This is a genomic window from Parageobacillus sp. VR-IP (assembly GCF_013357975.1).
GTDB lineage: Bacteria > Bacillota > Bacilli > Bacillales > Anoxybacillaceae > Saccharococcus > Saccharococcus caldoxylosilyticus.
Genome location: NZ_JABVYQ010000002.1, coordinates 86,732 through 110,390, shown reverse-complemented (window position 1 = coordinate 110,390; position 23,659 = coordinate 86,732). Strand labels below are relative to the sequence as shown.

23 protein-coding genes and 4 pseudogenes are annotated in these 23,659 nt (G+C 44.2%); 21 read left to right on the top strand and 6 right to left on the bottom strand.

What is annotated here, in order from left to right; genetic code table 11:
- Positions 1 to 80 precede the first annotated feature (80 nt).
- The 4 genes and pseudogenes from HT574_RS06095 to HT574_RS06080 all read right to left on the bottom strand — a co-directional run.
- Positions 81 to 473 (bottom strand): helix-turn-helix domain-containing protein, encoded by a 393-nt coding sequence (locus HT574_RS06095; RefSeq protein WP_175243894.1) that lies wholly within the window; start codon positions 471 to 473, stop codon positions 81 to 83.
- A gap of 82 nt (positions 474 to 555) precedes the next feature.
- The gene (locus HT574_RS20455) at positions 556 to 948 is read right to left on the bottom strand and encodes an IS3 family transposase (protein WP_175243893.1); all 393 of its coding nucleotides are present in this window, start codon (positions 946 to 948) and stop codon (positions 556 to 558) included.
- Between the two features lie 77 nt (positions 949 to 1,025).
- Positions 1,026 to 1,295, bottom strand: a complete 270-nt coding sequence (locus HT574_RS06085; RefSeq protein WP_175243892.1) for an IS3 family transposase — start codon at positions 1,293 to 1,295, stop codon at positions 1,026 to 1,028.
- 129 nt (positions 1,296 to 1,424) lie between these two features.
- A pseudogene (locus HT574_RS06080) lies at positions 1,425 to 1,653 on the bottom strand (helix-turn-helix domain-containing protein); the annotation flags it as partial.
- A 357-nt stretch (positions 1,654 to 2,010) separates the two neighbouring features.
- Between HT574_RS06080 and HT574_RS06075 the strand changes: the two are divergent.
- The 8 genes and pseudogenes from HT574_RS06075 (at position 2,011) to HT574_RS06040 (ending at position 7,819) form a co-directional block, all read left to right on the top strand.
- Positions 2,011 to 3,162 (top strand): annotated as a pseudogene (locus HT574_RS06075) (IS256 family transposase).
- 105 nt (positions 3,163 to 3,267) lie between these two features.
- A complete protein-coding gene (locus HT574_RS20450; RefSeq protein WP_175244187.1) occupies positions 3,268 to 3,510 on the top strand; it encodes a sortase in 243 nt (80 codons plus the stop codon).
- A 296-nt stretch (positions 3,511 to 3,806) separates the two neighbouring features.
- On the top strand, positions 3,807 to 4,121 hold the full coding sequence (locus HT574_RS06065; protein WP_175243891.1) for a DUF5082 domain-containing protein: 315 nt from the start codon (positions 3,807 to 3,809) through the stop codon (positions 4,119 to 4,121).
- On the top strand, positions 4,118 to 5,176 hold the full coding sequence (locus HT574_RS06060) for a pre-toxin TG domain-containing protein (protein ID WP_175243890.1): 1,059 nt from the start codon (positions 4,118 to 4,120) through the stop codon (positions 5,174 to 5,176). The genes HT574_RS06065 and HT574_RS06060 overlap by 4 nt, the downstream gene beginning before the upstream one ends.
- A gap of 24 nt (positions 5,177 to 5,200) precedes the next feature.
- Positions 5,201 to 5,599, top strand: a complete 399-nt coding sequence (locus tag HT574_RS06055) for a hypothetical protein (protein ID WP_061580119.1) — start codon at positions 5,201 to 5,203, stop codon at positions 5,597 to 5,599.
- A gap of 354 nt (positions 5,600 to 5,953) precedes the next feature.
- A pseudogene (locus tag HT574_RS06050) lies at positions 5,954 to 6,280 on the top strand (T6SS immunity protein Tdi1 domain-containing protein); the annotation flags it as partial.
- 337 nt (positions 6,281 to 6,617) lie between these two features.
- Positions 6,618 to 7,306, top strand: a pseudogene (locus tag HT574_RS06045) (pre-toxin TG domain-containing protein); the annotation flags it as partial.
- Between the two features lie 57 nt (positions 7,307 to 7,363).
- A complete protein-coding gene (locus tag HT574_RS06040; protein ID WP_175243812.1) occupies positions 7,364 to 7,819 on the top strand; it encodes an RNase A-like domain-containing protein in 456 nt (151 codons plus the stop codon).
- Positions 7,820 to 8,055: 236 nt separating this feature from the next.
- Here HT574_RS06040 and katA read toward each other — a convergent pair whose 3' ends face one another.
- Together katA and HT574_RS06030 are read right to left on the bottom strand one after the other, a co-directional pair.
- Positions 8,056 to 9,522, bottom strand: a complete 1,467-nt coding sequence (katA, locus tag HT574_RS06035; RefSeq protein WP_017434727.1) for a catalase KatA — start codon at positions 9,520 to 9,522, stop codon at positions 8,056 to 8,058.
- A gap of 131 nt (positions 9,523 to 9,653) precedes the next feature.
- Complete coding sequence (locus HT574_RS06030; RefSeq protein WP_175243889.1) at positions 9,654 to 10,553, bottom strand: LysR family transcriptional regulator; 900 nt, start codon at positions 10,551 to 10,553, stop codon at positions 9,654 to 9,656.
- A 205-nt stretch (positions 10,554 to 10,758) separates the two neighbouring features.
- Here HT574_RS06030 and hpaB point away from each other — a divergent pair, with 205 nt between their 5' ends.
- From hpaB to HT574_RS05965, 13 genes are all read left to right on the top strand, one after another.
- Positions 10,759 to 12,243, top strand: a complete 1,485-nt coding sequence (gene hpaB, locus HT574_RS06025; protein ID WP_017434729.1) for a 4-hydroxyphenylacetate 3-monooxygenase, oxygenase component — start codon at positions 10,759 to 10,761, stop codon at positions 12,241 to 12,243.
- 21 nt (positions 12,244 to 12,264) lie between these two features.
- Positions 12,265 to 13,248 (top strand): 3,4-dihydroxyphenylacetate 2,3-dioxygenase, encoded by a 984-nt coding sequence (gene hpaD / locus HT574_RS06020; protein ID WP_175243888.1) that lies wholly within the window; start codon positions 12,265 to 12,267, stop codon positions 13,246 to 13,248.
- Positions 13,249 to 13,419: 171 nt separating this feature from the next.
- Complete coding sequence (hpaI, locus tag HT574_RS06015; RefSeq protein WP_175243887.1) at positions 13,420 to 14,337, top strand: 2,4-dihydroxyhept-2-ene-1,7-dioic acid aldolase; 918 nt, start codon at positions 13,420 to 13,422, stop codon at positions 14,335 to 14,337.
- A gap of 23 nt (positions 14,338 to 14,360) precedes the next feature.
- Positions 14,361 to 15,176 (top strand): fumarylacetoacetate hydrolase family protein, encoded by an 816-nt coding sequence (locus HT574_RS06010; RefSeq protein ID WP_175243886.1) that lies wholly within the window; start codon positions 14,361 to 14,363, stop codon positions 15,174 to 15,176.
- Entirely contained in the window at positions 15,151 to 15,888 is a 738-nt protein-coding gene (locus HT574_RS06005) for a fumarylacetoacetate hydrolase family protein (protein ID WP_175244186.1), read from the top strand. Before HT574_RS06010 ends, HT574_RS06005 begins: the two co-directional genes overlap by 26 nt.
- Before the next feature lie 16 nt (positions 15,889 to 15,904).
- Positions 15,905 to 16,294 (top strand): 5-carboxymethyl-2-hydroxymuconate Delta-isomerase, encoded by a 390-nt coding sequence (locus tag HT574_RS06000; protein WP_017434734.1) that lies wholly within the window; start codon positions 15,905 to 15,907, stop codon positions 16,292 to 16,294.
- An 18-nt stretch (positions 16,295 to 16,312) separates the two neighbouring features.
- Complete coding sequence (hpaE, locus tag HT574_RS05995) at positions 16,313 to 17,827, top strand: 5-carboxymethyl-2-hydroxymuconate semialdehyde dehydrogenase (RefSeq protein WP_175243885.1); 1,515 nt, start codon at positions 16,313 to 16,315, stop codon at positions 17,825 to 17,827.
- A 46-nt stretch (positions 17,828 to 17,873) separates the two neighbouring features.
- A complete protein-coding gene (locus tag HT574_RS05990) occupies positions 17,874 to 18,518 on the top strand; it encodes a GntR family transcriptional regulator (protein WP_017434736.1) in 645 nt (214 codons plus the stop codon).
- 220 nt (positions 18,519 to 18,738) lie between these two features.
- Positions 18,739 to 19,908, top strand: coding sequence for an ABC transporter substrate-binding protein (locus HT574_RS05985; protein ID WP_175243884.1), 1,170 nt, complete (start codon positions 18,739 to 18,741; stop codon positions 19,906 to 19,908).
- Between the two features lie 76 nt (positions 19,909 to 19,984).
- Complete coding sequence (locus tag HT574_RS05980; protein WP_175243883.1) at positions 19,985 to 20,866, top strand: branched-chain amino acid ABC transporter permease; 882 nt, start codon at positions 19,985 to 19,987, stop codon at positions 20,864 to 20,866.
- A gap of 12 nt (positions 20,867 to 20,878) precedes the next feature.
- Positions 20,879 to 21,940 (top strand): branched-chain amino acid ABC transporter permease, encoded by a 1,062-nt coding sequence (locus HT574_RS05975; protein ID WP_175243882.1) that lies wholly within the window; start codon positions 20,879 to 20,881, stop codon positions 21,938 to 21,940.
- On the top strand, positions 21,940 to 22,722 hold the full coding sequence (locus HT574_RS05970; RefSeq protein ID WP_175243881.1) for an ABC transporter ATP-binding protein: 783 nt from the start codon (positions 21,940 to 21,942) through the stop codon (positions 22,720 to 22,722). Before HT574_RS05975 ends, HT574_RS05970 begins: the two co-directional genes overlap by 1 nt.
- The gene (locus tag HT574_RS05965) at positions 22,716 to 23,459 is read left to right on the top strand and encodes an ABC transporter ATP-binding protein (RefSeq protein ID WP_175243880.1); all 744 of its coding nucleotides are present in this window, start codon (positions 22,716 to 22,718) and stop codon (positions 23,457 to 23,459) included. The genes HT574_RS05970 and HT574_RS05965 overlap by 7 nt, the downstream gene beginning before the upstream one ends.
- The last annotated feature ends 200 nt before the right edge of the window (positions 23,460 to 23,659 follow it).

The window sequence follows — 23,659 nt, the reverse complement described above, 5'->3', positions numbered from 1 at the left end:
GAGGCTTCACTTTTCTTTTCTTATGATTGATTGGATAGGAATACCTAAAATTTGGCATACTGATTGGGAATGATCTCTTTTTAGGTCAAGCAGTTAAAATTTTCTTCGTGATAGCAAAAAAATGAACGATAAAAGCATAAAAAAGAGCCATATTGCTTCCCCTTTTTCAAAGCAATAAACTTTTTTAAGAATTCATTTTCTGCTTTTAGTTTTCGCTTTTCTTCCTCTACTGTTAGTGGCTTCTTTCTTGGACGACCCCGTTTAGTGGAAATGGTTTTTCCTCTAAGTTCTTTTAGTCCTTCTTCTCCATACTGTTGATAGTTCTTTACCCAAATACGTACCCTTTTAGGATCTTTTATCCCCATTCTCTTGGCCACTTTTCGATACCCTAATTGTTCATTCAAATACATCGTCACTGCACGTAATTTAAATTCAAAATTATAGCTTGTGTATTTTGCATCTGATTTATTCAAAAAAATCCCTTCTATATTGAAGTGACCCCTGTCAAGTAGACAGGAATAAAAAAGCACATTTAAGCAGCCTGAGTCCTATATTCTAAGGACTCAGGTTATTTAATTTCTTTTGGAAACGTTGATGGTTATAAAAACGAATATATTTGTGTACGGCATCTTTCACCTCTTCGGCCGTGCGGAAAGAGTACAGATTAAAACACTCTGCCTTGAAATGGCTGAAGAAGTTTTCTATGCAGGCATTGTCCAAACAGTTTCCTTTCCTGGACATACTGGCCTTTATATTGTATCTTTTTAGTAGATTATTGTATTGACGGGATGTATACTGGAACCCCTGATCACTATGAAGGAGGAGTCCATTCACATTCCGTTTTTTTATGGCCTTTTTTAGCGTGTCGATGACCAATTTGATATCATTTCTTTGGCTGATATGGCAGGCCACGATTTCATTGTTGTATAGATCTTTAATGGCGGACAATAGAGCTTTTTCCTATTAAAAATTAAATAGGTAATATCTGTAACCCATTTCTCATTTGGCTTTGACGCGTGGAAATCTCAGTTTAGATGGTTGTCCGAAATCACATAAGGCTCTCTCTTTCCGTAATAAGGCCGTTTCTTCCGAATCACCGCCCGGATTCCCATCTCCCTCATCAGCCTTTGTACTCGTTTATGATTGATATTCAGTTGGTATTTCCGTTTCAGCCAGACTTTGACTCTCCGATATCCATAGATTTCTTTCCGTTCTTCATAGCACTCCTTGATTTTTTCTTTAGCTGCTCGTCTTCCAATTGCTTCGGAGAAAGGCATTCCTGTCGTTTTACCCACTTGTAATATCCGCTTCGAGACACGCCTACTATCTCACATAATGGTTGAATCGAACCATAATACCTGGCCATTTCTTGAATGATCGCGAACTTCTTGTGAGCCGGTACTGCTTCCATTCCCCTTTTCCCTCTTTAAGAGCTTTTTTAGCATCTCTACTTCCGCCTCAAGACACTTGATTTTCATTTCAGGATCTTCCGGACGAGTTCTCGGCCTTCCTTTATTTAGTCCTTTCGCTTTACCCTGTTTTTCCTCCAGACCTTGTATTCCTTCCTGTTCATAGCGTTTCACCCATCGACGTAATCCCTAATTCTTTCGCCACCGTTTTGTATCCCATGCCCTCTTTCCAATATAAATCCACCGCTTTCTTTTTAAACTTTGCATCATATGTTTTTCGTATTTTTCCATAGAAAATCCCCTTATAGTAGACAGATTAATTGGCTTTCTTTTTTCTGTCTACTATAGGGGGATCATATCAGGATGTATCCGGTCTTTTATTTTTTAGGTTCTATTAAAGAATATTGTTGATTTTCTTGTTAGACTAGAAGCAGGATAGTTTAAGAAACAGTTATAAAAATAATCCTATTTTTATGGAGGATTGATGATGTATAAAATTTTGTGTAAAGCATTTTGCTAGATCAAAAGAAAAAAGGTAGGGTATTCTCTGATTTGGACCAAAACATTCCAGAGAAAGGAGAACCCTACCTAGTCTAAAAGTATATCGAATGTCGACTGGGCTCATCAACTGGAAAGTGTTATTCGTCAGTTTGTAAAGGAAAAATTAGAACTGATCATACGGGAAGAAATCAAGAATTTCCTCGAAATAGAACAGGTCGGAACGTCGAATATGAGAAACGGCTACTATCAACGGAATCTAGATACGCAATATGGCCGGATTGAAGGCCTTTTGGTCCCAAGAGACCGAAACGGAGAATTTCAAACGCAACTGTTTGCCCCTTATCAACGCCACACCGGCTGGATCGAGGAAGCCATCATCAAAATGTATCAAAGTGGCATGAGTACGCGTGAAATTGGCAAGTTTATCGAACGAATTTTAGGAATGCTTATTCTCCAACGACGATCGGTCGTATTACCGATGTCGTGAAGGAAGACATCGAGAAATGGTACACTCGTCCTCTACACAAGCGTTATTCCGTCTTATATTTGGATGGTTTATACGTAAAACTTCGTCGCGAAACCGTGGAGAAAGAAGTCATTTATATGGTGTTAGGGGTGAATGAAGAAGGATATCGCGAAATTCTTGATTTCTTTGTGGGAGGACAAGAAAGCGCCTATGTATGGCAGGAAATTCCTCAAAATCTCTACCAAAGAGGCGTCCAGGAAGTGCTTCTGGGCGTATTCGATGGGCTACCGGGGTTGGAGGAAGCCTTTAAGGCGGTTTATCCGAAAGCCGATGTGCAGCGTTGTGTCGTTCACAAAGTCCGCAACACCCTCCGTCGTGTTCGGAAAAAAGATCAGTTCGAAATGGCGGAGGATCTGAAACTCATTTATCGATCTCCGAATAAAAAATTGCACTGGAGATGTTTCGGCAGTTTGAGCCAAAATGGTCCAGCAAGTGCCCAAGAGAAGTCCAATCTTGGGCCAATGAGTTGGATGTCCTCCTTACATTTATGGATTATCCAAACAGTATTCGAAGTGTGATTTATACGACGAATGCCATCGAACGAACAATCAAGGAGATTCGGAAACGTCTAAAGACGATGAACAGTTTGAGCAGTTTAGAAGCCGCGGAAAAAGTCGTGTATTGACCATCCAAGACTTTAATGAGAAATGGGCAGGACGAAAGTTACGAGGATTTGTCGAAGCGTATGAAGCCCTCGAGCGAATGTTTGAAGAACGTTATTGTTAACCAAATATTGTAAATAAACAAAATAAGGGAATTCACTCTTTCCACACAGGAGACTTGAATATTCAGTTTTCTGTGTGGAGGAAACTAGTTCCCTATTCATTCTAAATCTATTTCAGAGAAATCCTAACCCCCATTATATTACACAAAATTCTTGACGGTACCCTCACCTATAAGGTCTTTAATAAGAAAATTGTAAAGCCTACCGAAATTGATGTAATTTATCCAATTAAGAATAAGTCCATGGTTACGTTAGTTACGTGTTATCCCAAATACTCAGATAAACAAAGGCTGATTGTTTTTACTGAACTGGAGACAGAACAAATAAAGGATGGACGGAATAAATTTTAATGGGGATGTATGCCTGTCACCGTCCGAATTAATTATTACTATTTGCTTCACACATGCATGTGACTGTTCTACATTTGCGAAAGATGGTTTCACATTGTGTTCGGTACCTGTGGTCAATCTTCAAAAAATAGGCAATCACAATTTCGATATTAAGATGCAATATGCTCCCTAAATTCTACAAAGATAAGGAAAAAGTCCTGATTGCCATCTGGCAAAACAGGAATATATCATGATTTATCCTTATTTTACTTATGTTACCATTTAAATAGTGTGTAAATGGGGGGGAGGAAATCAACGTGTCGTCTTTATGGGAATCCACTGAAAAAGAATTGAAACGTTGGGCCTACGAGACGATGATCGATTGCCTCGAGTCCTATCAGGGGCAAGTCAAAGAAGCGATAGAGGAGTTTCATCAAGGCACTCATGCCTTTTATCGCGCAAATGAGGAGTATGTTCCGTATTGGCAGGGAGAGTCGAGGGAAGCGTATGAATTGGTATACGGGGACTTGCGGCAAATCGAAGCACATATTTATGCGACCGCTGATGATCTTTTGCATGAAATTAGCAGGGAAATCGCCCGCCTTCGGCGAAAAATAGAGGAGTTGCAATGACGACGATACGAATCAAGCCAGAAGAGCTGGAAGCCGTAGCCGAGCATGTCCCTGACGCGGAAGACGCCTGCTGTCGTGCGCGAACCTCGCTTTCCTGGGAACTACCCTCTTTAGTGATAGAGATTACCGGCCTCGGTTCTGATGCCATCCATGAGCTTAAAGATGAGCTGGTTCATTGGCTCGACCGCTATGAAGAAAAGCTGAATGAAGCGGAAGAACTGCTGTACCGGACGGCCGCGGCAATAAGACAGGCAGACCAAACGCTTGCGGACAACATGAAAGAATTCGGTTTGGAGCTTCTTGGCTGGTATGATGTGCAGCGGATGTTTGGGGAATATGATCCGCTGACAGGGGAACGGCTTTCATTTGGAGATCGCCTGCTAGCGGGGGGAATGTTATTGTTGTCCGTCATTCCTCCAGCCAAAGGAGCAGGCATCGCCGGCAAAGTGGGGATTAAAGGAGTGAAAGCGGCCGGAACCGCAGCGGATGTTTCGGAATGGATTTCGAAAACAAAAAACGTCCTGAATGTTGATAAAATCAAAGGGGCTTTACAAACGATCTATCACCAGGTCATCAAAGGGCCTATCACTGCAACCATCCGATCGTTCAAACAGCAATGGGAGCAACTTCTCGAAAATATTGGCTCTGTCCTAATGGGACCACAGCCGGCCTTGGCAGGAGTCGGCGGCCCGACATCCCGCATGTGGATGAGCGGGGCCAAGAGGGGAACAAAAGGAACGACGATGAATATCGTCGGCAGAACGGGAGATGAGGTAGGTAAGGGTGCAGGTAAAACAGTTGATGATTTAATTAAAGATGCTAAGCCTGGAAGGGCAACAAAAGGAAGAACTACTCAGTATGAGTTATCAGGTGGATTTAATCAGGCAGTAAACGACTTTTATTCACTCAACCCTAAAATTACGAAGAATACTCCTGACCTCAAAGTCGGTATTTTACAGGATGGGAGAACGGTTATTGTTAGAACCAAAAGTAGTGATGGCCGTCCTACACTTGAAATTCAAGACGGCAAGAAGAAAATAAAGTTTCGTTACTAGAAAACAAACATGGAGGAAAGTTTTATGGAACAATGGGAAAGATGGGTACCGCTAGATGATATACCTTCAACAATTTATAATGATATGTTTTTAGATGGCAAAGATGGTGTGATTTTAGAATTTAGCGATGAAAATTGTGAAAGAAAAGTGGTAGTGAATTTTGAAGAGGGAGTATTATCGTATAGAAATACTGATGAAGGTTCATTATTAGAAACGCTAAATTATTTAGACCAGCATTATGGTACAGATTTTTATAGTAATTGGTCTTTATTTAAAGTAAAAAACTCAGAATACTTGAATTGGTTTCATAAAGAAAGTTGTGGTATATACGAGTCAGGAGAGGTAGAACACTATGTATTTTTAACACCTAATGATGTAATTGAAATCCTATCGATATCCCCTCCTAGTATTACGGTAAAGTAATTTTGTTATAGTGAGTAAAGCAAGACCTTTGATACATCGATCAATTAACAATCCCCTTGAATTTGATTCAAGGGGATTTCTAGTATTATGTCAAGGATAAAAGAAACTGGCAATATGAGTAATATGAAGCCTCAAAGGAGATATGAACTCTCTTTTGAGGCATTTTATGATAGAATTTCTGGATTATATACCGTTGACTTGAGGATTCGGCCACATTGATGAATTTGAAGCTCGTCACATACTTTTCTAACGATGAATTAGATAGTTCTGCTTGGAGAAAAGCGATTTGATCAGGAAAAATGGAAAATGCGTCCATTTTATCCCCGAAGCAAATTCGGAAATTCATTGAGAGAGACAAATTCAATGGGAGATATAATCGTTTGGGAAAAGGGCAGATATTTAAACCTGTTGAACTTTAGAAAAAATGAGGTACATGTTATTTCAGCTGGATTTGATTTTTTCTTTGAGGATTTAAACGATGAGGCCTTTTTAGATGAGGAATTAAATTGGTTTCCTTATCCAGAGGCGGTTAGGAGATATGGGGAACCAGAGTTTGATGAATGTTTTGGCTATGTAACTCTTCTTGGATTAGGTGGGCCAGAAAAAGTAGAGAACTTGAAAAAGGTTAAACTGATTGAGCATATTTATTTAATTACCCAATTTATGGGACCTATAGAATAAGTTATTAGAATCTCTTAACTTGGTCAATCAATATTCAGCAAAACATTATCATTAGTTATTAGATTACTTCTATTTTCAGCCTTGATGGGTTTTATGCCTTTCAAGGTTTCTTTTTTGGCGGAAGATACCCAGTGCCGAATAAGCCACTTTCTTCGTTACTAACAAAATATAACCCTAATTGTAAATTAGCATATTAATTTCGTTATCTTTTTTTCAGATTATTTTGGGGCTGTTTTCTGAAATTGCGCCAATCTTCATATTTATCCTGTGCCGATACTCTTTTTTATGAAATGAGAAAGGAAATTACCTAAATTTAGCGAAAGATAGAGGAGCTGCAATGACGACGATTCGAGTCAGTCCGGAAGAGCTGGAAGCTGTAGCCGAGCATGTCCCTGATGCGGAAGACGCCTGCTGTCGTGCGCGAACCTCGCTTTCGTGGGAATTTCCATCGTTGGTGATGAAGATTCCCGGCATTAGCACTGATGCGATCGATAGTCTCAGAGATGAGCCGATTCATTGGCTCGACCGCTATGAAGAAAAGCTGAATGAAGCGGAGGAACTGCTGTATCGAACAGCCGCGGCAATAAGACAGGCAGACCAAACGCTTGCGGACAACATGAAAGAATTCGGTTTGGAGCTTCTTGGTTGGTATGATGTGCAGCGGGTGTTTGGGGAATATGATCCGCTGACAGGGGAACGGCTTTCATTTGGAGACCGCTTGCTAGCGGGGGGAATGTTATTGTTGTCCGTCATTCCTCCAGCCAAAAGAGCAGGTGTCGCCAGTAAAGCCGCGATCAAAGAAGCGAAAGCAGCCGGAACTATAGCGGAGTTTCGAAATGGATTTCGAAAACGAGAAACGTCCTGAATGTTAATAAAATCAAAGGGGTCTTACAAACGATCTATCACCAAGTCATCAAAGGATCCATCACTGCAACGATCCGCTCGTTCAAACAGCAATTGGATAACTTTCTTAAAAATGTTGGTTCTGTCCTAATGGGACTACAGCCGGCCTTGGCAGGAGTCGGCGGTCCGACATCCCGCATGTGGATGAGCGGGGCCAAGAGGGGAACAAAAGGAACGACGATGAATATCGTCGGCAGAACGGGAGCCAGTAAGGGTATAGGCAAAGCAGATCCAGATTTAATACGGAAGATCGATGTTGATTTTCTTGATAGGATGGAAGCTGCTGGCGGACATACTATAGATAGACGTGTGTCAAAAACAAACGAAGAACTTATTAAAAAAGCCATTCAAGAAGATGTAGAAGCAGCTACTACGTTTACCAATAAGCAGACAGCCATTAAAGCTATTCAGGAAAACTTGCGCAAGAATGCTGATGATATTGCGAAATGGCTAAATGAATCTGATACGGGAAGAAAAATATTCGATGTATCACACAATCATCCAATAGGAAAAGGGGTTCTTAGAGATAAAAAACATGTCGTTTATAACCTAACCAATTCTAGAGTAGTATTGATTAGGGATTCAACACAGGAGCTAGGATTCAGAATATTAACTGCATTTTCTATTGTTAAATAAAAATAGAGGGTGATATCATTGAACGAGGATCTGAAGTACGATACTTTTTAAATATTTTCTTGAATGTTATTTTAACCAAAGTGTATATGCCTTCAAGATTTTCTTATTTATCGCATGCGTTGAACGATGTGAAAGACCGTATTGGAACATCTAAAGATGGTCAAGGAACTGGATAAAGATAATAAAAAGGATAGGAGCCCAAAGCATTGGCGCCTATCCTTTCGTTTTGCTCGGCCTTACGCCTTTGTCGTCACGTCATCTGGAACTTGCAAGCCAAGCCCTTCGGCAACGCGGCGGCCATAGTCAGGATCGGCTTTATAGAAGTGGCGGATTTGCCGCAATTTAATTTCTTCTTTCGTGACTTGTTTCATCGATTCGACGATGTTTTTCACTAAGCGGGCTTTTTCTTCTTCGCTCATGAGACGGTACAAGTCGCCGGCTTGTGTATAATGGTCATCGTCATCATACGGCACGCTTTCCGCCAAACCGGATACCGGGAACGGTGTTGTTTTATGCTCCGGCACTTCTGTCGGCCCGCCAAAGCTGTTCGGTTCATAGTAGACGGAACCGCCGCCGTTATTGTCAAAGCGCATAAAGCCATCGCGTTGGTAGTTGTTGACTTCGACACGCGGACGGTTGATCGGCAGCAAGTTATGGTTGACGCCGACGCGGTAGCGGTGTGCGTCCGCATAGGCGAACAAGCGCGCTTGCAGCATTTTATCCGGCGATGGTTCTACGCCAGGGACTAGGTTTCCAGGTGAGAATGTTGCTTGTTCGACTTCGGCAAAGTAGTTTTCCGGATTGCGGTTTAATACCATGCGGCCGACTTCGATTAACGGATAATCTTTATGCGACCAAACTTTTGTGACATCAAATGGATTGAAACGGTATGTTTTTGCGTCTTCTAGGGGCATGATTTGCACATATAATGTCCAGGATGGATAATCGCCGTTTTCAATCGCATTAAATAGATCTTCTGTATGGTAATCTGGATTTTCGCCGGCGATTTTTGCCGCTAGTTCCGGGTCCATGTTTTTGACGCCTTGATTGGTTTTAAAATGATATTTCACCCAAACCGCTTCACCGTCTTTATTCACCCATTTGAACGTATGGCTGCCGTAGCCGTTCATATGGCGGTATGTCAGCGGAATGCCGCGGTCGCCGAACAAATACGTTACTTGGTGCAGCGATTCTGGTGACAAGGACCAGAAATCCCACATCGCTGTTGGGTTTTTCAAATGGGTGCGCGGATCGCGTTTTTGCGTATGGATAAAATCAGGAAATTTAATCGCGTCGCGAATGAAGAAAATCGGTGTGTTGTTGCCGACGATGTCATAGTTCCCTTCTTCGGTATAAAATTTCACAGCAAAGCCGCGCGGGTCGCGGACAGTATCAGCGGAACCAAGCTCGCCAGCGACGGTAGAGAAGCGGACGAACACAGGCGTGCGTTTGCCGACGCCGTTAAACACTTTCGCTTTTGTGTATTTGGACATATCGTTTGTTACTTCAAAATAGCCGTGTGCGCCTGCGCCTTTCGCGTGAACGACACGTTCTGGAATTCTCTCTCTATTGAAGTGTGCTAGTTTTTCAAGAAGATGCACGTCTTGGATTAATGTCGGGCCAGGAGAACCGGCCGTAATCGAGTTTTGGTTATCGCCGACAGGAGCTCCCCAGCTGGTCGTCAGTTTTTTTTGCTCTGCCATTCTTCATTCTCCCTCCGTTCGATTTTCCTTTCACTAATAAATGATAACATTTCTCAAACAAAAGTCAATATTTTTTTATAATTATTTTAAATAGATATATATACTAAAGAGAGAATAAGTAGTATAAAATATTAATTTTCCATTTTGTCACTAAATTTTTCTTGCAAAATCGCTAAAAAGCGATGAACGCTTTTGGCAACATAGCGATCTTTTTCAATGATTGCCGCTGCTTCTGCTTCAATGGAAGAATCAATAATATCAAGCACGCAAATGTTTGGAAGGCGGAAAAAAGAAACGGTCGATTTGGGGACGATGGTTGCGCCGACCCCTTTGGAAACGAGAGAAAGCAAAATCGTCGCGTCAGGGCACTCGCAAATGACTTTTGGTTCGAAACCGTGGCGCCGGCATTCATGAATGACGAGTTCGTATTGTCCTTTTCCTTGGATGCGGTGAAGAAGAAGGAGAGGAACGTCGACAAACTCTTTCATATGCATATAACGTCTAGAAACGTTCCATTGCTTCGGGAGGACGGCGACATAAGGGTCGCTTGGCAAGCGAATCATTTCATAATGATACGAATCAATAGGAAGACGGACGATCCCAATGTCAATTTCCCGCTTCTTCAATAACTCACAGATAAAAAAACTATCTCCTTCACGCAGATGAAATTTCACATTTGGAAACGACTGATGAAAAGGCTGAATGATTTCCGATAAATAGAAAAAGCACGATTTGACACAGCCGATGGATAACACTCCATTTGTTCCTGCTTCGATTTCGCGGACTTCTAAAATGGCATCCTCTAACTGCTGAAGCAGCTGTTTTGCTTTTTCATATAAAATTTTTCCTGGCTGCGTTAACTCCAGCTTTTTTGCGTTTCGGTCCAATAATGTAACCCCTAACGTTTCCTCAAGCTGTTTGAGCTGCTGGCTTAATGGAGGCTGTGCCATATGCAGCTTTTTTGCCGCTTTTGTAATTTGGCCTTCCTCGACGATCGTCGTAAAATATTTTAAATGCCTGATATCGACCATCTTTCTCCCTCCATTAACATATATTTTTTATATGGCAAAGCAATATTTTTTATATTTTTCATATATGAAATCATATGTTATATTAATTTCAAAGATTCAGAAAATATCGATTAGAAAGAGAGGTGGGCGAGCCGATCAGTTTAGAAAGCGCTTACTATTGCAATTATACATGAACTTGGAAAAAGAATGTAGGAGGGAGTCAACAATGCCTGCAAAAACAGGGAAGGAATATATCGAACGGCTAAAAAAGGCGAAAAGCAGCGTTTATATTCACGGCGAAAAAGTAGAAGACGTAACTGAACATCCCGCGTTTAAAAACGTCATCCAGTCAATGGCCCGTCTATATGACCTCCAATATGAAAAGCCGGACAAAATGCTTTATACATCGCCAACGACAGGGAATCCAGTCGGCATGACGTATATCCAGCCGAAGACAAAAGAGGAGTTGATCGCCAGACGGGAAGCGACGCAGGAATGGGCGCGCACTTCGGCGGGCATGATGGGCCGTTCGCCAGACTACTTAAACGCGGAAGTGATGGCGATGGGCATCGCCAATGATCTTTTCGCCGAAGATGATCCGCTGTTTGCCGAGAATGCGAAAAACTATTACGAATACGCGCGCGAAAACGACATCAGCCTGACACATACGTTAATTCACCCGCAAATGAACCGCTCGAAAGCCCTTCACGAACAAAAAGACGCCAACGTTCCATTGCACTTAGTAGAAAAAAGAAAAGACGGCATTATCGTCAGCGGCATTCGCTTGCTGGCAACGCAAGGAGGCATTACCGATGAAATTTTGGTCTTCCCGTCCACGGTCAAAAAATCGGGCTCAGGGGAAGACCCATATTCGCTGGCCTTTGCAATCCCAAATAATACGCCAGGGGTTAAATTTATTTGCCGCGAAGCGTTTGATTACGGCAGAAACCATTGGGATCACCCTTTAGCTTCACGCTTTGAAGAGGGGGATGCGATCGTTTCCTTTGAAAACGTATTCGTGCCGTGGGAGCGCGTGTTTATCTGTGGAAATTCATCTATTTGCAACCGGACATTCCGCGAAACGAACGCGGTCGTTCATATGTCCCACCAAGTGGTGGCGAAAAATATCGTCAAAACCGAATTTATTCTTGGTGTAACGCTTTGCATCATGGATGCGATCGGCATCGACCAGTTCCAGCATGTCAAAGACAAAGGAACGGAAATTATGCTCGTGCTCGAGACCATGCGCAGCCATTTGTATCGCGCCGAACATAATGCAAAACCGGACCGCTGGGGAACCATGACGCCGGATTTTGCCGCTCTTGATGCGGCGAGAAACTGGTATCCGCGCATTTATCCGCGTCTTGCTGAAATTGTCCGCATTCTAGGCGCTTCCGGAATGATGGCGATTCCGACGGAGGCGGATTTCCAACATGAAGAGATTGGCGATATCGTGCGGCGCGCTATGCAGGGAGCGAATATCGATGGATATGAGCGCGTGCAATTGTTCCGCCTTGCCTGGGACATGACGATGAGCGCGTTTGGCAGCCGCCAGACACATTATGAATATTACTTTTTCGGCGATCCGATCCGCATGGGGATGGCTTATTTCGATGGTTACGAGAAAGATTACTATAAAAATTTAATTTATGAATTTTTAGGAACACCAAAAAGCGTCCATATTCCAGCCAATGCCCATTTAAATCCGTAAAGAGTAAGGGGGAGAGATGACATGGCGTTTTCCATTATCCGCTGTGCAAGAGCAGTATTGCATGTGACCGATTTAAACGCTTCCCGCGATTTTTATGAACGTGCATTGGGATTTGTCGTGACGGAAGCGGACGATATGCATCTATATTTGCGGGGATTAGAAGAGTATCATCATCATAGTTTGGTGCTCAAAAAAGCCAAGCAGCCCGGGGTGGAAGCGATCAGCTATAAAGTTTATTCCGAAGCGGACTTGGAAGAGTTATATCAATTTTTTGCCGGAAAACAAATGAACCCGAAATGGGTGGAAGCCGGTGAGCAACGCGCCGTCGGAAGGGCTTTCCGCGTTCAGGACGTATCAGGGCTGCCGCTGGAGTTTTTTGCGAACATGGAGACAGTGGAGCGCTTGTTGCAGCGCTATGATGTATATCGAGGGGCTCGGGTGCAGCGCATTGACCATTTTAACTGCGCAGTGACGGATGTGCAAAAAGCGTACGATTTTTATGTAAACGAGCTTGGCTTTGCCTGCTCGGAATATACGGAAACGGAAGACAAAAAATTATGGGCTGCTTGGCTGCACCGCAAGCAAAATGTGCACGATGTGGCATTTATGAATGGAAAAGGACCGCGTTTGCATCATATCGGCTTTTGGCTTTCCGACCAGCTTAGTCTGATTTACGCATGCGATGTGCTTGCGGCGATGGGATATGCGTCAAGCATTGAGCGCGGGCCGGGGCGCCACGGGCTTTCGAACGCCTTTTTCCTTTATTTGCGCGATCCAGACGGTCATCGGATTGAATTATACAATGGCGATTATTTAACGAGCGACCCGGATTTTAAGCCGATTCGCTGGGATATTAATGACCCGCGCCGACAAACGTTCTGGGGTCATCAGGCGCCGGACAGCTGGTTCGAGGAAGCATCGATCGTGCTGGATGTGCATAGCGGCAAGCCGGTTGAAGTAGGGGAGCCTGCGCTCGAGCAAATGAAACCAACTTTTATCATCTAAGAGAGAACGATGGTTACCATTGTTGCTATATGGATAGCCTGTCTACAGTGAAAAGTATGTAACGAATATCATATATGATTAATAGTTTAAAACATATATAATTTTATATATAATATAAACAAAATTCTGACAATGAAGCAGTGAGCGTGAATCGCTAGGAGGTTATCGCTTATGACCTATGAAGAAGTAAAACAAAGACTGCGGGGATCGATCACCCCCGTTATTACGCCTTTTGACAGCGAAGGGAATATCGATTTTGAAACGATGAAAAAATTGATTAACTGGCAGATTGAAAGCGGAAGCCACGGCATTTCCGTCACGGGTACATCCGGAGAGCCGAGCTCACTGACGCTGGAAGAGAGAAAAAAAGTGATAGAAACGGCCAAAAAGGCAATTAATGGGAGGGTGCCGTTTGTGCCGGCAACCGGCTCGACCAATCATGACGAAACGCTGGAACTGACGAAATTCGCGCAGGAAATCGGGGCGGATGCAGCGATGGTCATTGTTCCTTACTACAACCGCCCGTCCCAGCACGCGCTTTATAAACATTTTAAAGCGATTGCCGATGCGGTCGATATCCCGATTATTATTTATAACATTCCCGGCAGAACAGCCGTTAATTTAGAAGTGCGCACGATGGCGCGCTTGGTTGAGGATTGCCCAAATATCATCGGCGCGAAAGAGTCGAATAAAGATTTTGAACATGTCAACCGCGTTCTTTTGTATTGCGGCAGAGATTTTCTCTTATTCTCGGGCATTGAGCTATTATGCTATCCGATGCTGGCGATTGGCGGTGCGGGATCGATCAGCGCCACGGCCAACGTCGTTCCGGAAAAAGTGGCGCAAATGCATAACGCCTGGTTCGAAGGTGATGTAAAGCGAGCACAAGACCTTCATTTTGAACTGATGGAACTAAATGATGTGCTATTTATTGAAACAAATCCGGGTCCGGTGAAAGCGGCGCTTGGAATGATGGGGAAAATTACACCGAAACTGCGCTTGCCGCTGGATTTGCCGAGTGAAGAAAATCAAGAAAAAATCCGGAAAACATTGGTGAAATACGGGCTGTTAACCGAAGTAACGTCGTAACGGCGAAAGCGTGGTGAAACAAGATGGCTAAGGCGTTTTTTCGCCTAACTGGCATTCCTCATACGATGGAATCCGAAGTAAATGTCCAAAAGAATACGGTTATGATTCATGGAAAAGAATACGATGCGTGCCGGCTAAAATGGGAAGCACCGGAAATCGGCGCGATTTACGGTGTGCTTTTAAACTATAAAGACGAATGGAAAAAATTCCGCGAACAAATGACCAAACCGCCATATCATCAACCGCCTAAAGCTCCCATTTTGTATATGAAACCGGCCAATACGATCAACGTGCATGGCGGATGCGTGCCGCTCCCAAAAGGGGTGTATCAGTTGCAAGTCGGAGGAGCGCTCGGAGTGGTCATCGGCCGAACCGCCACAAAAGTCCGTAAAGGAGAGGCTTTCGATTATATTGCCGGATATACGATCGTCAACGATGTCGCGATCCCGCATGAAGCGATTTACCGTCCAGCTGTCAAAGAGCGAGCAAGGGACGGTTTTGCCCCGATCGGACCATGGATTATCGAAAAAAATGAGATAGATCATCCAGATGAACTGGATATCCGTGTTTTTGTCAATGGACAATTAGTCCAGCGGGATAATACGAAAAACTTGTTGCGCCCGATCGCTACCCTTTTAGAAGAGATTACAGAATTTATGACGTTGTACAAAGGCGATGTGCTGCTTGTCGGCGTGCCGGATGATGCGCCGCTTGTGCAGGCGGGCGACCATGTGCGCATTGAAATCGAAGAAGTTGGAAGTTTAGAAAATATCATTGTTCCGGAAGGAGACTGGGTAAAGGAGACAGGATATGATGAGACGTGCACGCATAGCGTTTAACGGAGCGGTCTGTGAAGCGGTCGTTGAAGAAAACGGGCAGCTTCGTTTGCCTAACGGCTGGGTTGTAAAAGAGGAGGAAGTAGTGTGGCTTCCTCCTGTAGAACCGCGCACCATTTTTGCGCTCGGGCTAAATTATGCCGATCATGCGAGCGAATTGTCGTTTTCTGCTCCAAAAGAGCCGCTTCTTTTCTTCAAAGGAAGAAATACGTTAATCGGCCATCGCAGCAAGACGCCAAGACCAGCCGATGCGACGTTTATGCATTACGAATGCGAGCTCGCCGTTGTGATTGGCAAAACGGCGCGCAATGTAAAGGCCGAAGAGGCGTACGATTATGTGCTCGGCTATACCGTTGCCAATGATTATGCGGTTCGCGATTATTTAGAAAATTATTATCGACCCAATTTCCGCGTGAAAAACCGCGATGCTTCGACGCCGCTTGGACCATGGATCGTGGATAAAGCCGATGTGGACGATCCCATGAACTTGACGTTGCGGACATATGTGAACGGAAACATCGTGCAGGAAGGAAATACGCGCGACATGATTTTTACGATTCCGTTTTTGATTGAATATATTAGCAGCTTTATGACATTGCAAGCAGGAGATATCATTCTGACGGGCACTCCGAAAGGAGCGGTGAACGTAGAGAGTGGCGATGAGGTGGTAACGGAAATTGAGCGAATCGGCCGTTTGATCAATTACGTTGTCTAGCAAAGGGGGCGGATCGATGCCTCATTTCATTTTAGAGTATACCGATAATCTTAGCGAAGAAGCAAATATTCGCGAGCTATTGCGGAAAATTCATGAAGTATTGATTTCACGTAGCGATTTGTTTCCGATCGGCGGCATTCGCTCACGGGCGATACCATTAAAAGAATATTACGTTGCCGACGGCACGGAGGATGACGCGTTTGTGCATGGTACGCTGAAAATCGGCGCCGGCCGCTCGGAGGAAGATAAACGGGCGGTATGCGAAGAAATATTCCGCGTGATGAAAGAACATTTCGCTCCATTGTTCGAAAAGCGTTATTTGGCTTTGTCTCTAGAATTATATGAATTTAGTGAAGCAGGGACTTACAAGCATAATAATATTCATCAGCGCTACCGAAAGCGATAATGGCCAGGAGGGGAATATATGGCAAGCAAAATAAGCAATGTGCTTCATTATATTAACGGTGAGTTTGTCGAAGGAACCGCAGGAAAATACTTCGAAAATATCAATCCTTTTACGAATGAGCCGATTAACCAAGTCGCAGAAGGATTCAAAGAGGATATTGACGCGGCGGTCCGTGCGGCGAAAGCAGCGTTTGAACATGGGCCGTGGCGGACGATGTCCGTTCATGAAAGAATGAAATACGTTTTACGCATCGCTGATCTTATCGAGAAATACGCGGATGACATTTCTTACTTGGAATCGCTAGATACGGGGATTCCGATCAGCCAGGCGCAAAAACAGGCAGCCCGCGCGGCGGAAAACTTTCGCTTTTACGCCGAAATGGTAAAAACCCGCATGGTCGGGGAGGCATATCATGTCGATGGGCAATTTCTTAACTATACGATTTATAAACCAGTTGGTGTCGCCGGGCTGATTACGCCATGGAACACGCCGTTTATGCTCGAGACGTGGAAGGTGGCGCCGGCGCTTGCGACCGGCAATACGGTGGTGCTGAAGCCGGCGGAATGGTCACCGCTTACGGCCAACAAGCTGGCGGAAATCATCCACGAAGCGGGGCTGCCAAAGGGAGTGTTTAACGTTGTCCACGGCTTTGGCGAAACGGCAGGTGCCGCGCTTGTCGCCCATCCTGATGTCCGCCTCATTTCCTTCACCGGCGAAACGAAAACAGGGGCGGAAATTATTAAAAACAGTGCCGATACATTGAAAAAGACATCGATGGAGCTTGGCGGAAAATCGCCGCTAATTGTGTTTGCGGATGCCGATTTGGAACGGGCGCTTGATGCGGCAGTTTGGGGCATTTTCTCCCTCAACGGCGAACGATGTACCGCCAACTCCCGCCTGTTTGTCGAACAATCAATTTACGATTCGTTTGTCGAGAAGCTAAAAGAAAGGGTAAACAATATTGTGATCGGCGACCCGATGGATCCAGCGACCGAACTCGGACCGCTGATTCACCGCGATCATTGGGAACGGGTTGTCAACTACATCGAGATCGCCAAGCAGGAAGGTGCGGAAGTGTATGCGGCAAGCGTGCCAGAGGAGCTGAAAAAAGGAAACTTTGTTCCGCCTACGCTGCTGCTAAACTGCCGCAATGACATGAAAGCGGCGCAGGAAGAAATTTTCGGTCCGGTAATGGCAGTTATGTCTTTTGAAACAGAAGAAGAAGTCATCCGCATGGCGAATGATGTGAAATACGGACTGGCGGCATACGTGTGGACGAACGATATGAAACGCGGCCATCGTATCGCCCAGGCGCTCGAAAGCGGCATGGCATGGATTAATTCACAAAACGTCAGAGATTTACGCATCCCGTTTGGCGGCACGAAGTACAGCGGGCTTGGCCGAGAAGGAGGGCATTACAGCTTTGATTTTTACACGGAAGTGCAAGTCGTTCATGTGGCGATCGGCGACCATCCAATTCCGAAATTCGGGAAAGCGAAGCAGCCTTCCACCGCTTCTGTCGAACGGCGATGAAAAGGTGTGCTTGTAAGCATATCACATATAGTATTATGATGATAGTATGGAAGCAAAAGTAAAAAACAAAACGAAGATTGCCTATGAATATATTCTTTCTCGTATCGAAAGCGGCGTCTACGGACCGGGATACCGGATTGTCATTGATCAAATTGCCAGAGAGCTGAATTTAAGCAGCATTCCGGTTCGCGAAGCGATCCGCCAGCTTGAAGCAGAGGGATGGATCCAGTATAAACCTTACACTGGCGCCGTCGTCAGCAATATTAACGAGAAAGAATATGTAGAAACGTTATCGGTTCTCGCGGTATTGGAAGGATACGCCACAGCGCTGAGCTCAAGCAATATGAAGGAGGGGACGATTCAGCAGCTAACCAAATTAAACGAAAAAATGGAGCAGGCGCTGCACGAATTTGAGTTTGAGCTATTTAGCGAACTGAATTACGAGTTTCATTCCCTTATTTACGAACATTGTGGCAATGCGTATTTAGAGGAGCAAATTAAACAAATTTGGCAGCGGATGAGACGAATCCGCGCCTATGGTTTCACCTTTGTGCCGCAACGGGCGAAAGAATCGATTAAAGAGCATACGGAAATTGTTCGTTTATTAAAAGAAAAAGCGCCGCCGAATGAGATCGAACATTTTGTCCGCCAACATAAGTTAAATACGGCTGAAGCCTTTAAACAACGCTAGCCTCTTCTTCATTCCACTAAAGCAGATCATGCTTTAGTGGAATGAGGAGTGAAAAGTTTTGTTTGCATTCATTCATATATCATTTCCTATATAAAAAGTTGAATCTTTCTGCCATGTTCGTTTTTACCTCTCTGTTCATGCAGAATTGGTGTCAACCGGCTGTGCATAAGTTTTTTTGAAAGCGTTGTCAAAAATTATTTCAAGGGGGATTGGAGAAAAGATGAGAAAATTTTTCTCCGTTGCGGTATTTCTTTTATTCGCTGTTATTCTTGTTGCGTGTGGGAAGGAACCTTCGAGCGGTTCTGAAGCGAAAGTGATTAAAATTGGCGGCATCTTCTCTGCTTCCGGGGGCGCTGCGCCATTAGGCAAGCCGGAGATGGAAACGATCAAGATGCTCGTCAAAGAATGGAATGAAAAGGGCGGCATTGACGGCAAAAAAATAGAGCTCATTGCATACGATGATAAGTCCGATCAAAATGAGGCGGTATTATCGACGAAGAAATTGATTGAACAAGAGAAAGTCACGGCGATTATTGGTGGCACGATTAGCGGCAATTCACTGGCGATGATTCCTCAAATTGAAAAAGCAGGCATTCCGTACATTTCCCTCGCTGCTAGCAAGCAAATTGTCAATCCGAATGATCATTCTCCGCGAAACTGGACGTTTAAAACCGCCCAAGGTGATGATATCGTCATTAATAAATTGTTAAGCTATTTGAAAGAACAGGGCTTGACCAAAGTGGCATGGCTGAATGTTGCTAATGCCTATGGAACAAGCGGACATGATGAGTTTAAACGGTTTGCTCCGGATTATGGCGTCGAAGCGGTCATCGAAGAAGAATTTGAGGCGACCGTAGACGATGCCAAAGCGATGCTGACGAGAGTGAAAAAAGCCAACCCGCAAGCGATTATCGTATGGGGAACCGCACAAGAATCGGCAGTTGTTACAAAAAATATTCATCAATTAGGCATTACTACACCGATTATTGAAAGCCACGGCATTGGCACGAAGAGTTTTATCGATTTAGCAGGGGAAGCAGCGAACGGAGTAATCTTTCCAGTCGGACGTATTTTAGTTGCAGAACAGCTTCCGGATAGTGACCCGCAAAAAGAAACGTTGCTGAAGTATAAGAAAGATTTTGAGAAAACGTATAACTATGAACCAACTACATTTGGCGGACATGCGTGGGATGCGTTCCATCTATTAGTGAATGCCATTAAAGAAGGAGGAACAGATAAAGAAAAAATAAGAAAAGCATTGGAAAATACGAAAAAATTTGTCGGGATATCGGGAGTCTTTAATATGGAGAAAGACGATCATACGGGATTAACTGCGGATAGTTTAGTAATGGTGCAGATCGAAGACGGAAAGTTTGTGCTTGCGGAGTAGTCAATGTGCGCAATAGGGGAATTAGACAGCTAATTCCTTTTCTTTTACATTTTTGATGAAAGGGAGGGAGCGGGACATGGATGGATGGAGCCAGTTTATACAGCTGTTTTTTTCCGGCTTGACAGTAGGCAGCATCTACGCTTTAGTGGCGCTTGGGTTTGTCATTACCTACAGCGTTACCGGCATTTTAAACCTCGCTCAGGGCGATTTTGCGATGCTTGGTGCGCTTCTTTGCATCACGTTTATCAACAGCGGTATTCCTTTTGTCATCGCTATATTGCTTAGCATTGTTGTCGTAATGGCGGTAGGGGGATTATTTGAACGATTAGCGATTCATCCAGCGAGAAACTCATCGATTGCAACGTTAATCATCATTACCATTGGAGCGGCCTTTGTTTTTCGGGGAATTGCCATTTTTATCTGGGGCACGCAGCCATATGCCTTGCGTCCGTTTACGGGAAATCACTCCTTAAACGTCGTTGGCGCCGTTATTCAAACGCAAAATCTATGGGCGATTGCCCTTTCTTTAGTCAGTTTCATCGCTTTATATATTTTCTTTAATAAAACCTATATAGGAAAAGCGGTGACCGCCTGTGTGGTGAATCCATTCGCCGCTCGCCTGATGGGGATCGAGCCGCGCAAAATGTCATTGGGGGCCGTGGCGGTCAGCGCGGGCCTCGGGGCGTTGGCGGGAATTGTAATTGCGCCTGTTTCCGGTGCTTCGTATGACATGGGAGTAATGATCGGGCTAAAGGCATTTATCGCCGCGGTGATTGGCGGGCTGACCAATGCACCTGCCGCTATTGCCGGCGCTTTTATCATCGGCATTTTAGAGGCGTTTACAGAAGGATATTTGTCCTCGGGATATAAAGATGCCATCAGCTTCGGATTGCTTTTGCTTGTGCTGTTCTTCATGCCAAACGGCATTTTCGCCAAGATGTCGGGAAAACGGGTATAGGGGGAAAGCGGCATGAAACTAGATGTAAAGAGAACTCACACCGGAAATGCAAAATGGTCGCTGCTGTTTACAGTCTTATTGCTTGGTCTTCCCCTTATCTTTTCAACGAATAACTATTTGTTAAGCACGCTTATTATGGTCGGGTTTTATACGATTGTAAGCACTGGCCTGACATTGCTCATGGGATATGCCGGACAAATCTCGCTAGGACAGGCGGCTTTTTATGGAATTGGTGCTTATACGTCCGCTTATTTAACAGCACATGCGGGTGTTTCGCCGTGGCTTGCCATGGCGGCAGGAGCAGCCGTCGCGGCGATGGTGGCGCTTATTGTCGGCATCCCTGCTTTTCGGCTGCGCGAACATTATTTAGCGTTAGCTACGTTAGGATTTGGTATCATTGTATTTACTTTTTTTAAAGAGTGGAAAGGTGTTACAGGGGGATTAAACGGATTTTTTGGCATTCCGCCCATTCAGCTATTTGGCTTCCCGTTGCAAACAGATTTTCAGTTTTATTACCTTGTATGGATTTTCGCTTTAATTGGCATTCTTTTTGCCCGTAATATCGTTCGCTCAAGGGTAGGAAGAGCGCTGCTATCGATTCATGGAAGCGAGATAGCGGCCAATTCTCTGGGGGTGAACATTACAAAATATAAGCTGCAAATCTTTATGATCAGCGCTGTTTACGCGTCTGTTGCCGGCAGTTTATATGCGCATTATGTTACATTTATTAATCCGGATCTATTTGGAATTGTCCCCTCTATTTATTTTTTAATTATGGTTGTCATCGGAGGGACCGGGAACGTCTGGGGCGGTTTGATCGGAGCAACGGTGTATGTATGTTTAGGGGAGCTGCTAAAGGAAATGGTTCCAATGTTTATTCCAAATGCGGGCGGCGAATTTGAGATTGTCTTTTTCGGCCTTTTGCTTGTTATTATTCTTATTTACATGCCAAATGGGCTGTCTCATTCTATATCCAGGGTGCTGAAACGAGTATCGTCGACATCGAGGCACAAAAAGAAGCTGATGTTGGTGGCGGAAAATGAGAATGCTGGCTCGGTGGGAGGCGAGCACTGATGAAAAAAAGTGTACTGTTGGAAATCGAACAACTGTCGAAATCGTTTGGTGGAGTTCATGCGGTACAAAATGTGTCCTTTTGCGTCCATGATCAAGAAATCGTTGCAATCATTGGACCGAACGGAGCGGGAAAAACGACATTGTTTAACATTGTTACTGGTATTCTTCCGCCAACAAGCGGTTCTGTTCTTTTCAAAGGGATGCCCGTCACCGGTAAAAAGCCATATCAGCTTGCGGCATTAGGCATAACGCGAACGTTTCAAAATCTTCAGGTGTTTACGAACATGACCGTTATTGAAAATGTGATGGTCGGAATGCATACGCGTCTGAAAACAGGAATATTCAGCGCTGGATTTCGTTTGCCACAGGTGTTCAAAGAAGAAAAACAAGCATTGAAACAGGCGATGGCTTACCTTGAACAAGTTGGCATCGCTCATCTTGCTTTTGAAAAAGCGGACATATTGCCATACGGGACACAGCGGTTAGTGGAAATTGCCAGAGCAGCCGCTTCCCACCCCTCTCTTATTTTGCTAGATGAACCGATGGCCGGATTAAACCCGCAAGAGTCCAAAAAGCTAGTGGATGTTTTATTAGCGATGAGAAACAGCGGCATAACCTTTCTTTTCGTTGAACACGATATGGAAACAGTGATGGCGATTGCCGACCGCGTCATTGTATTAGACTATGGAAAGAAAATTGCGGAAGGGTGCCCGGAGGAAATTGCCCAACATCCGGATGTCATTAAAGCGTATTTGGGGGAAGAGGAGGGGGCTTCATGCTGACGTTGAATCATTTACATGTATACCATGGCCATTTGCATGTGCTAAAGGGGATTTGCTTGCAAATCGGCAAAGGTGAAATAGTAGCGATTGTAGGAGCCAACGGAGCGGGAAAGAGCACGTTGCTGGGAACGATTGCAGGAGTATATTCGCCAAAAGCAGGAGAAATTATTTTTGAAAATGAACCACTCCCTTATGGAAAAGTCGAACAAATGGTGAAAAAAGGGATTTGTCTGGTCCCGGAACGCCGGCAAATTTTTGGTGATTTATCTGTCAAAGATAATTTACTGCTTGGTGCGTATCATCGATATCGGAATGATTTTCAACAAGTGATGAGAGATTATGAACATGTGCTTGAAGTTTTTCCAAAGCTAAAAACGATGCTGGACCGGCCGGGCGGATTGCTAAGCGGCGGGGAACAGCAGATGCTTGCCATCGGCCGGGGATTAATGGCGAAACCAAAATTACTGATGTTGGATGAGCCGTCTTTAGGTCTCGCTCCTCTGATTGTAAAAGAGATAATGAAACTATTAAGACAATTGCGCGATCAATTTAGCACTACCATTTTGTTGGTGGAACAAAACGTACGCGCGGCGTTGCAAATTGCCGACTATGCTTGTGTGCTAGACCGCGGCGAAATTATGATGCAAGGAAAAGCAGTTGAACTTCTCGACGATGAACGAGTGAAAAAAGCTTATTTAGGCATGCAAAACAAAAAGGAATATAACATTGCTAAATAGCGTAGATGAATCATCCGTTTTTTCAACCCGCTTCTGTGGAGAAAAGGGCGTTTCCTTTCAAACATATCAGGAATGATCTTTACAAAACAGATCAAATCAGTGTTAATATAGTAATAATTATAATTATAAAGAACCATTCTATTGATGCTTGCCGTATCGTGCCGTTTATCATTTATTCTGTTTTAAGTTTAATAATTAAA